At 45.9% G+C, this 10,684-nt stretch carries 8 protein-coding genes; 3 read left to right on the top strand and 5 right to left on the bottom strand.

Annotation, left to right across the window (positions count from 1 at the left end; translation table 11 throughout):
* Positions 1-113: 113 nt before the first annotated feature.
* Positions 114-1,619: a Ycf46 family AAA ATPase gene (locus tag BGL89_RS09915; RefSeq protein WP_286825577.1), complete on the top strand. Its 1,506-nt coding sequence runs from the start codon at positions 114-116 to the stop codon at positions 1,617-1,619.
* 12 nt (positions 1,620-1,631) lie between these two features.
* Positions 1,632-2,144 carry an SH3 domain-containing protein gene (locus BGL89_RS09910; protein ID WP_286825576.1) on the top strand — a complete coding sequence of 171 codons (513 nt, stop codon included), beginning with the start codon at positions 1,632-1,634 and terminating at the stop codon, positions 2,142-2,144.
* Between the two features lie 188 nt (positions 2,145-2,332).
* Here BGL89_RS09910 and BGL89_RS09905 read toward each other — a convergent pair whose 3' ends face one another.
* The 5 genes from BGL89_RS09905 to BGL89_RS09885 all read right to left on the bottom strand — a co-directional run bounded on the left by BGL89_RS09905 (position 2,333) and on the right by BGL89_RS09885 (position 8,551).
* Positions 2,333-2,806: a phosphate-starvation-inducible PsiE family protein gene (locus BGL89_RS09905; protein ID WP_286825575.1), complete on the bottom strand. Its 474-nt coding sequence runs from the start codon at positions 2,804-2,806 to the stop codon at positions 2,333-2,335.
* A gap of 398 nt (positions 2,807-3,204) precedes the next feature.
* Entirely contained in the window at positions 3,205-4,044 is an 840-nt protein-coding gene (locus BGL89_RS09900) for a nitrate ABC transporter ATP-binding protein (protein ID WP_286825574.1), read from the bottom strand.
* A 117-nt stretch (positions 4,045-4,161) separates the two neighbouring features.
* Positions 4,162-6,180, bottom strand: a complete 2,019-nt coding sequence (locus BGL89_RS09895; protein ID WP_286825573.1) for an ABC transporter ATP-binding/substrate-binding protein — start codon at positions 6,178-6,180, stop codon at positions 4,162-4,164.
* A gap of 69 nt (positions 6,181-6,249) precedes the next feature.
* Positions 6,250-7,080 (bottom strand): nitrate ABC transporter permease, encoded by an 831-nt coding sequence (gene ntrB / locus BGL89_RS09890; protein WP_286825572.1) that lies wholly within the window; start codon positions 7,078-7,080, stop codon positions 6,250-6,252.
* A 112-nt stretch (positions 7,081-7,192) separates the two neighbouring features.
* A complete protein-coding gene (locus BGL89_RS09885; protein ID WP_286825571.1) occupies positions 7,193-8,551 on the bottom strand; it encodes a CmpA/NrtA family ABC transporter substrate-binding protein in 1,359 nt (452 codons plus the stop codon).
* Positions 8,552-9,090: 539 nt separating this feature from the next.
* Here BGL89_RS09885 and BGL89_RS09880 point away from each other — a divergent pair.
* Entirely contained in the window at positions 9,091-10,173 is a 1,083-nt protein-coding gene (locus tag BGL89_RS09880; protein WP_286825570.1) for a molecular chaperone DnaJ, read from the top strand.
* Positions 10,174-10,684: the final 511 nt, after the last annotated feature.

The raw sequence follows: 10,684 nt of genomic DNA, 5'->3' as shown, positions 1-10,684 counted from the left end.
AATCCTATTTTCTTGCACTAACATCGGACTTTAACAGGTCAAAAGCTTTATTTTAAAAGGGTTTTACCATTATTCAGCAGACCCTAAATAGCAAAAACTATAGACGAATAGCTATGAGCTTTGGTGAAGAATTTGAATTACTGCTGCGGGCCCGTTATCCTCTCATCTATGTTACCACCCTAGAAGAAGAACGTCTCGAAAAAGCGATCGCCGATATTGCCAAACAGAGCAATAACCGTGCTGTCTATGTCTGGGATTTCGTGGATGGTTATCAAGATAATCCCAATAACGAGAACTTTGCTCGGCGTAATCCCCTCCAAGCTCTTGAATTCGTCGAAAAGCTGCCGCCTAACATCGCCGCAATCATAATTTTACGGGATTTCCAGCGCTTTCTAGAAGATATTTCCATCGCCAGAAAATTGCGAAATCTGGCCCGTTCCCTGAAATCTCAGCCCAAAAACCTAATTATCGTCGCTCCCGAACTGTCTATCCCCTCGGATCTAACCGAAGTAATCACCGTCGTCGATTTTCCCCTCCCCAGTGGCGAAGAAATTAAACAGGAAATCCAGCGATTAATCGCTGCCACCGGACAACCCCTCAAAGAACCACTCCTCGATGAATTAGTGCTTTCTGCCCAAGGATTATCCCTAGAGAGAATTCGTCGGGTTTTAGCCAAATGTTTAGCCAGTCACGGCAAAATTGAGCCAGAGGACGTGGAATTAATTTTGGCAGAAAAACGCCAATCGATTCGTCAAACCCAGATATTGGACTTTTATCCCGCCACAGAGCAGATTTCTGACATCGGCGGCCTAGATAATCTCAAAGATTGGCTGATTCGTCGCGGTGGTGCTTTTAGTGAACGCGCTCGCGCCTACGGTTTACCCAATCCCCGGGGTTTACTATTGGTGGGAATTCAAGGGACGGGTAAATCCCTGACAGCGAAAGCTATTTCCCATCATTGGCACTTACCCCTACTGCGTCTAGACGTGGGGCGTTTATTTGGCGGATTGGTGGGAGAATCGGAATCGCGTACCCGTCAGATGATTAATCTCGCCGAAGCTTTAGCTCCCTGTGTGCTGTGGATAGACGAAATCGATAAAGCTTTCGCCGGAGCGGAGGGAAAAGGCGACGGGGGAACCACCAGCCGGGTTTTCGGGACTTTTATCACTTGGTTAGCCGAGAAACAATCGCCGGTTTTTGTCGTCGCTACAGCTAATAACATCCAATCTTTGCCCCCGGAAATGTTGCGAAAAGGACGCTTCGATGAGATATTTTTTGTCGGACTACCTAGCCAAAAGTCCCGCGAGGAGATTTTTAGCGTTCATTTAGGGAAAGTTCGGCCTCATAACCTGAAAAGTTATGATATAAAGCGATTAGCCTACGAAACTCCCGATTTTTCGGGGGCAGAAATCGAACAAACCATCGTGGAAGCGATGCACATCGGTTTTAGTCAAAATCGCGACTTTAGCACCGATGATGTGCTTGAGGCCGCTAGTCAGATTATCCCCCTAGCTCGCACTGCCCAAGAACAGATTCAATTTCTACAGGATTGGGCTAAGTCGGGTAAAGCTCGTCTAGCCTCTCGCGATGATCGTTTTAATGTTAATCCTAGCAGTTAATTTAGCACCAATATGAAGCGTTTATCTGGTTTATTGCAATTTATGCTCGGTTTTGTCATGGGAGTGGCGATTTTGGTCGGTGGGGCTACTGCTGTCGCCTATATGCTTCTCTCCGGTATGAATTCTAATCCTCCTAAACCCGTCTTTACCGAGGAGAAAAAAGAGGAAACTAAGGAGGAAAAAGCTGCTAAACCCATCCCTACTACTCCCGTCCAAGAACAACCCCAAGCTGAGGTGAAGGAGTCTCCCAAAGCTGCACCAGCACCAAAAGCTTCCCCGAAACCCAGTCCCGAAGCAAGAAAAAGAGAAGCCACATCCGAGGGTTATCAAGCGCGGGTGACATGGCAAAGCGGTTTAAGTCTGCGCTCTGAACCTACCAGTGAATCGACTCGTCTCGGCGGTCTGGATTATAATACTAAGGTCAGTGTGGTGGGAACCAGCAGCGATGGCCAATGGCAGCGCATACGTCTGTCCGATGGTCGCGAAGGTTGGATTAAAGCGGGTAATATTTCCAGAGTCGAGTAAATATTTGGAAGGGTTAGGTTTTCTAAATCTACCCCTTTCCCTAATCAGTAATTGGACAAAGTTAATACTAAATCCGTTGAGTATAGGCTACATATCAGGATAGGAAATAGGCACTCTTGCAATAGATAATCAGTCTTTAATAATCGAATTTGGTGTGATTAATTCTGTCTGGGTACTTAATAACTACTTCAAGGGCGATTATCGCGATTAACTTTTCTGATTAACCAATAACTTGCCGCTAAAGCTAAGGTTCCCACGGTGAGGGCAATTAAATCATCTTTACTGTATTTATTGGGATCAAAAATAATAATTTTTCGAGAGATGGCAATCAGGGCAGTAACTACGACTAATTCAACCTGTACGATGTGTTTTCTTAAGTAAGCAGTGACGTTTTCTAATAACTCTAAGGCGATCAAAATATTGAGAAATAAACCGAAGATTTCAATTAAAGTTTTGCTAAAAAAACCGATGGGTTCCCTAGTAAATAAATCTTTGATTAGGATAACTACTAGATCATAAAGAGAAACAAGAATAACAACAATTAAGGCTACGGATAAAACCTTAGAAACTAGGTTTTCAATGGTATGAATCGACCTCATGAAATTTTCATCGCGCCATTGTTGACCGAAATTGATAAGTAGTTTCCGTATCTGTTTGAGCATGATCAATTAAGTAAAAAGTAAAAATTATTATTGTATTTGATTGCTAATTCTTCTATTTAGGGTCTGCTGAAAAAGTTTTTCGGTGGGGGTTGGGGGTTGGGGGTTGGGGGTTGGGGTGTGGGGGTTGGGGGTTGGGGTGTGGGGTTTTACCCGTTTTCAGAGGGTCAATTACCTAATTTTCGGGGAAAAAGTCCCTGAATTTTCCCCCCGACCACTCCCATGCCTGGTACTTTTTGATTGACAAAAAGTCTAAAAGTCTTACCCAACAAGGTTTTTAGATTTATTCAGCAAACCCTACTTAGAAATAATTTTACTTTAAGAAGGCTTCCCTAGAAAAAAAGTCTAGGTGCGATCGCTATTAAGTCAACCGCACCCCAAACTAATACAAATGCTCACATCTAGCTAACATCATCGTGAGCGAAACGATTATAGAGGAAGTCGAGGGCATAGTTACGCAGACGATAATATTCAGGATCCTCCATAATTCTCTCCCGATCGCGGGGACGGGGGAAATGAATATTCATCACTTCGCCGATTTTCGCTTCCGGTCCATTGGTCATCATTACCAGCTTATCAGCGAGGAAAAGAGCCTCATCGATATCGTGGGTAATCATCAACACCGTACAGCGTTTATCTTGCCAGATTTTCAGCAATTCTTCCTGTAATTCCTCTTTGGTAATCGCATCCAAAGCGCCGAAAGGTTCATCAAGAATCAACACTTCGGGACGGATAGAAAGAGCGCGAGCGATCGAAACCCGTTGTTTCATCCCCCCGGAGATTTGGGGAGGGGTTTTATCCATAGCTTCGGTTAAACCCACCATAGCTAAATGTTCGCGCACGATCGAGCGTTTTTGCGCTTCCGGGGCATTGGGAGACACCGCATCTACCGCGAGATAGACATTTTCAAAAACTGTTAACCAAGGCAGTAAAGCATAGTTTTGAAACACTACCATGCGATCGGGCCCGGGTTTAGTAATTTTCTTACCGTTAACTTTAACAATGCCATCGGTGGGAGATTTGAAACCCGACACCATATCTAACAGAGTCGATTTACCGCAACCAGAGTGACCGATCACGCAGATAAATTCACCTTCATTGATGCTGAGATTAACGTCCTTGAGGACGGTGTAGGGGCCTCTAGGAGTGGGGTAAACCTTAGAAACTCCTTCAATGGTGACAAAAGCTTCTTTAGTGGGGGTCTGGGTTGCTCGGTTAATTGTGTCGGTAGTGGTGTACATAATTATAGTCGCTAAAAAGTCGAAAGACAGGTAGAAAGTGGCAGAGTTGCAGGGCTTAATCCAATGGGATCATATTTTAGAGGTAAAAGGGGAGATTTTCTCCCCTTTTACCTCTGGTTAGGCGATTTTACGGGGTTCCACCGCAGTAGGACGAGCATCAATAGCCACTTCGGCCATGGTGATGTTTTGTTTGATCTCTAAACTATTGAGATAACCGATCGGATCCTCGGCATCAAACTCGATACCATCGAATAAAAGGATCGGTGTGCGACGATATTTAATATCCCCTAGACCCAATTCCCGGACCGCGGTACTAAAGACACCCACCCGACAGACGCGTTCGAGAATTTCTACCCAGTTACGGGGGAAAGGAATGTGGCCCCAGCGCGCCATTTGGGTCATCATCCAGAGGTGTTCGGTACGACTGGGACGATTTACCCCTTCTCCATAGAACAGATGGTGTGCATATTCTTTCATCGGTTGATCGAGACTGCACGCGTAGGAGTTGGGATCACCCAGTTGGATATAATCGATATTGGTACTAAGGTACTGACGACTGGCGAGGATTTGACGAATTTCTTCCTGATTCCCTTCCTCGGCACAGTAGCGACAACCTTCCAGCAGTGCTTTGACTAAAGCGACATGGGTATTAGGGTATTTATTGGCCCAATCTTCCCGGACTCCCAGGGCCTTACCCGGGTGGCCCTGCCAGATTTCTAAGTCGGTAGCGACGGTGTAACCGATACCTTCCATGGCGGCCCGTAGATTCCAGGGTTCACCGACACAGTAACCGTCAATACTGCCGGTTTTCAGGTCAGCTACCATTTGGGCCGGGGGAATAGTTTCGAGGTGAACATCTTTATCCGGGTCAATACCAGAGGCTGCTAACCAGTAACGCAGGAGCAAATTGTGCATGGAGGAGGGGTGAACCATGCCAAAAATATGGCGCTGCTCCCGGGATTCCAATAGCATCTGTTTTAAAGCATTACCGTCAATCACTCCCTCGTCATAGAAGCGTTTAGCGAGGGTGACACCGTTACCGTTACGAGTCATAGTCAGGGCGCTGACAATCGGCAAAGGTTGATCCTGATAACCACCGACGGTTAACCAGGTGGGCATTCCTGATGGCATTTGCGCCCCGTCGAGGAATCCCCCCGCGATCCCGTCCACAATGCCTCGCCAACTGGTTTCCCGGACTAAATTCACCTCATCTAGACCATGTTTAGTGAAGAATCCCTTTTCTTTGGCCACTGCTAGGGGAGCGCAAGCGGTGAGGGGAACAAAACCGATTTCTAGATTGACTTTTTCTAAACCGTGACGGGCAATAACTTCGACCTTGCGAGCGCGCAGTTTTTTGATCCGTTTTTGTTGGTTGAGGAAATAGATAATTTCGCTCCGGAGACTGTAGTAACTGGGGTGTTCTACCACTTCCATGCGTTTGCGGGGACGGGGGATATCTACTTCCAAAATACCGCCAATTTTTGAGCCAGGACCGTTGGTGAGCATGACGATGCGATCGGATAATAACACCGCTTCATCCACATCGTGCGTCACCATTACCGAGGTCATTTCGTATTCTTCGCACAGCTGCATTAACTGTTCCTGTAGATTACCTCTAGTCAGGGCATCTAACGCGCCAAAGGGTTCGTCTAAAAGTAGCACTTTCGGACGGATGGCTAGGGCGCGAGCGATCGCTACCCGTTGTTTCATCCCCCCCGATAATTCGTTGGGACGTTTATCCACTGCATGACGAAGATTGACCAGATCGATATATTTTTCGACTTCGGCTTTTCTTTCGGTTTCTGATAGTTGGGCGAGAACTTGATCGACGGCCAGAGTGATATTTTCTTTGACGGTTAACCAGGGCAAAAGGGAATAGTTTTGGAAGACTACCATGCGATCTGGCCCTGGTTTTTTAATGCTTTGACCTTGCAAAGTCACCACTCCTTCCGTGGGCAAGTCTAAACCGGCGATCATGTTTAAGAGGGTAGATTTTCCGCAACCAGAGTGACCGATGAGGGAGATAAATTCCCCTTTTTTGATCTGTAAATTAATCCCTTTCAAGGCCACATATTCACCGCCACCACTGAGGGGGAAGACCTTATCAATGTTATCGACAGCGACAAACAAACTCATAGTTTTCTCTCCTTAAATTTCCTCAAGTTTCAGTTATTTATAAATGGGGAAATTTTCCCCATTTATCCCCTATTGACGAACGATTTGATTTTGCAACCAAGCCATAAAGCGATCGAGTAATAAACCCACACCACCGATATAAAACAGCGCGAGAATAATATCACTGATGTAGTTATTTTGGTAGGCATCCCAGATAAAGAAACCGATACCGACGATACCCGACATAACAATTTCAGCGGCGATAATCGCTAACCAAGCTAAACCGATCGCAATTCTCAAACCAGTGAAGATGTAGGGAAGTGCCGAGGGAATTAATATCTTGAAGAAGAATTTTTTGCTGGACAATTGCAAGACTTGTTTAACGTTGATATAGTCTTGGGGAATTTGTTGGACACCGACGGTAGTATTGATCAAAATCGGCCAAACTGCGGTAATAAAGATAACGAATAAAGCCGCGGGTTGGTTTTGTTGTAAAGCGGCCAAAGATAGGGGAACCCAAGCGAGAGGAGGAACTGTTCTCAGGAATTGAAAAAGGGGATCGAGTGCCTTATTTAAGAAAGAATTTAAACCGACCATAATCCCCACTCCAATACCCACCACTGCGGCAAAAAAATAACCGATTAATACCCGTTGCAGACTCGCTAAAGTTTGCCAGAATAGTCCCTTATCAATACCTCCACGATCAAAGAAAGGATACATTAAATAAGTACGAGTCCGTTCATTGGTGATTAGGTCGGATGGGGGGGGTAATTTGATTAATCCCAGCATCGAAACTAATTGCCAAACAATCAGAAAACCCAAGGTACCGATAATAGGGGGAAGAATATCTTGGGAATGCTTTTTCCAGAATTTACCGAAGTTGAAACCACCGTTACTTTTTCTGCTGACACTACTTGCCATTTTGCCGTTTTCCTTTGTTGAAGATAAAGTTACTTGATTGGGGAGAGAAGAAAACACTTTTGGGATTAATAGACTAGATATTTTATGACCCTAGCCTACCAGGAAAAACTCGCTATTTTTTGATCTCCAAACTATCGAGATAAGCTTGGGGATTAGCGGGGTCAAAAGTTTTGCCATCAAAGAATTTTTCGACACCGCGGGAGGTACTGGTGGGAATATCGGCTGCGGCAACTCCTAATTCTGTAGCTGCCGCTTTCCAAAGATCCTCGCGGTTAACTTTGTCGATTAATGCTGAGGCAGTGGTTAAAGTTTCTTTCGGCAAGAAACCCCAACGAACACTTTCGGTTAAAAACCAGAGATCATGACTCTTGTAGGGATAGGAAACGCTACCAGCAGGATCTTTCCAGTAGAAAACCCCTTTATTTTTGTCGGTGATTTCCGGTTTACCGTCACCCATTTTCTGTATTCCTTTGAGGGGACCGGCGATAAGTTCTTCTTTGAGGTTGAAATAAGCCGGTTTAGCGAGAATTGCCGCCGCTTCTGCTCGATTTGCCTCTTGATCTAGCCATTGCTGCGCTTCCATGACTGCTTTTAACACCGCTTTGGTGGCTTTCGGGTTTTTATCCACCCAATCGGCGCGGATAGCGAGGTATTCTTCCGGGTGATAGGGCCAGATTTCTGCGGTTAAAGCTGACATAAAACCGATCTGATCAGCCACAATTCGCGCCGGCCAAGGATCGCCGGTACTAAACGCATCCATGGTTCCCGTTTTCATGTTGGCCACGGTTTGGGCGGCAGGAACCGCAATTAGGTTAACATCCGTATCGGGGTTAATACCACCGGCGGCTAACCAGTAACGAATCCAGAAGTCTTGGTTAGCTTTCGGGAAAGTATAGGCGGCTTTGAAGGGAGTTCCCGTCGTTTTCATGCCGAGGATGTAATCTTTGGCGGGTTTCAGGTCTAAACCGATATTTTTGCCCTCGTGTTTACCTGCGATCGCAATTCCGTTACCCTGGGTGTTTAACTGCGCTAACACATACATGGGGACTTTAACGTTATTTTTGGTGATTAGTCCCTCGGAAATTAGGTAAGGCATGGGCATTTGCCACTGTCCCCCGTCAATTCCGCCCGCATCTGCACCAATTTCGACGTTATCCCTAGCGGATCCCCAGTTTGCTTGTTTGGAGACTTCCACATCGGGCATCCCGTGTTTAGCGAAAAAGCCTTTTTCCTTGGCAATAATTAAAGGTGCGGCCTCAACGATAGGAATATAACCTAATTTAATTTTGGTGGTTTCAGGAGCTTGTTCGGGGGCGATGGCGACGGGAGAAGCAACCGGGGAAGCGGGTGTAGTGCTGGCAGTTCCACCCGTACTGTCGGGGGGATTACCCAGACAACCTTTGAGGACAACAGCCCCTGCCGCTGAAACTGCCGCCGTGGTTAAAAATTTCCGTCTCGAAAAATTGGACATGGAATTCTCCTGCCTGCTGCTAAAGCAAATATGTGTGCTGAATTATGGGGAAAGGAATCCCTCGCTAAACTTTCCCTCTAGCCCGTGCTATAGAAATTTAGCTATGGAATATTGAGTCTCAATTGAACTTACTAAATAAGTCTAGCGGAATTTGGAAAAAATAATTAATCCGATCGAGAATTTTATTTACAAAAATTTAATTCGATTGATAAGAATTAATTAAGACCATTGATATATCTAGTTTCTAGGCACTTAAGCCTGTCTGTGGACTTGGGGTGATGGGAAGTGGGGGAAGTGGGGAAGTGGGGGAGGTTGGGGAAGTGAGGAAGTGGGGAGGTTGGGGAAGTGGGAAGTGGGGAGGTTGGGGAAGTGGGGGAAGTGGGGAGGTTGGGGAAGTGGGGAAGTGGGGAGGTGGGGGAAGTGGGGAAGTGGGGAAGTGGGGAAGTGGGGAGAAACAATAAAATGAGCCAAGGGTGAGTTTTAGGAATGCGGATCCTTCCGGCTTGGTAGAATGGACAATATGCTTTCACCCCAAAGTAATGACCAGATCTAAAAAGCCGAAATCACCGAACTCCTCTGATTCGCCCACCTCACCTTCCTTGGCGCTCTCTTCCCTACATTTTCGTCTCCAAGCTTTAGAGGAGGAGCATCAGTGGCTCCTCAAGCAGATTGGCAGAAAGCGCAACGAACTGAAGAAATTCCTCGACCAGATGCGTTCCCTGGCGACGGAGATTTTTCAGAGAGGGCAACCCCTCTATCAAAAACTTACCGACCTCGACCGCGAAATACACGCCCTTTTTGACGAAATCCTCACTGCTAGAAAATTGGGGCAGCAGACAAAAGAAAGGATTCTCGGAATTTACCAGACACTTCAGTTAACGGGGGTGATTAGCCCGAAATTTGAGGATGGAGATGAAGAACTGGACGAACTTTTCGGAGACGAAGAACCAGAAGGATCATCAGAGCAATCCGCGCAGGATTTCTTCTCTGGGGGAGACTCCTATGGCCGTCACGATGATGGAGCAGAGACATCACCTGAAAGCTCGCCTAAATCTCCTGAATCTAGACAAATACGCCGCACTTTCCTGAGAATGGCTGAGATTTTTCACCCCGACAAGGTTACAGACCCCGAAACTCGGATGCGTCACAACGAGATTATGAAGGAGGTCAACCGCGCCTATAAAGAGGGAGATATTGCCAGACTGCTCGAAATCGAACGACAGCATCAAATGGGAGACTCTTTCGAGGTTGAAGGCTCATCGGAAAGCGACCTTAAACGACAGTGCGAGAGGGTTGAAACCAATAACGAACTACTCAAAAAGCAATACGAGAACCTGAAAAGAGAACTGCGATCGGTGCGAAATACCCCGGAAGGCGAGATGGTGAGGGCCAGTCGCGCTTGTGAGAAGGATGGCATCGACCCGATTGAGCAAATGCTAGAGGAGATGAAATTACAAGTTCAATCCACCGAAAAAATCTATAATTTTGTCCGGGACTTCCGCGATAAAAAGATAACGGTTAAAGAGTTTCTGCGCGGACCGGTCAGGATGGGCAGAAGCCCGGAAGAGATGGAAGACATTCTTGATCAACTTCTGGAGCAACTTCACAGAATCAGCCGTTAAAGAGAGAAAGCCAGTATTTAGGGTATGCTGAAAAAGTTTTTCGTGGGGGCTGAGTGTAGGGTTTTACCTAATTTTTAAATCCGTTGAGTAACGCACAGAAAACGGGTTTCTCCGAGAAACCCGTTTTCTACTCATGCAAAAGGCAAAAAGGGAATAAATAATCAGTCTTTAATAACCAGATTTAGTATAAAATTTAATATTAACGCCATTTTCTCAAAAAAATCGACCCGCCTAAGGGCAGGAAAGAAAGGAAAAGAGAAAAAATAGGGAATGAGGGTAAAAAGGGAAAAAAGAGAAAAAGGGTTAGAGAGTTCTCTTCTACAGTATCAAGAATAGTCTATATGTACTATGAGCGATAAAAAAAATCGCCGGAAAAGGGAAAAAGAGAAAAGATTGACATCCTCGCCGTCCGTTTTACGGCGGCGATTCCTCACCACGCCACTTTTTTAGGGTGGTCGCTGAACGGGGTTGACGCTTCACCGAAAAACGCTTAATTGCTTAAGTCTGACAC

The organism is Microcystis sp. LSC13-02 (assembly GCA_002282935.1).
Lineage (GTDB): Bacteria > Cyanobacteriota > Cyanobacteriia > Cyanobacteriales > Microcystaceae > Microcystis.
This window is presented reverse-complemented; position numbering and strand designations above follow the sequence as displayed.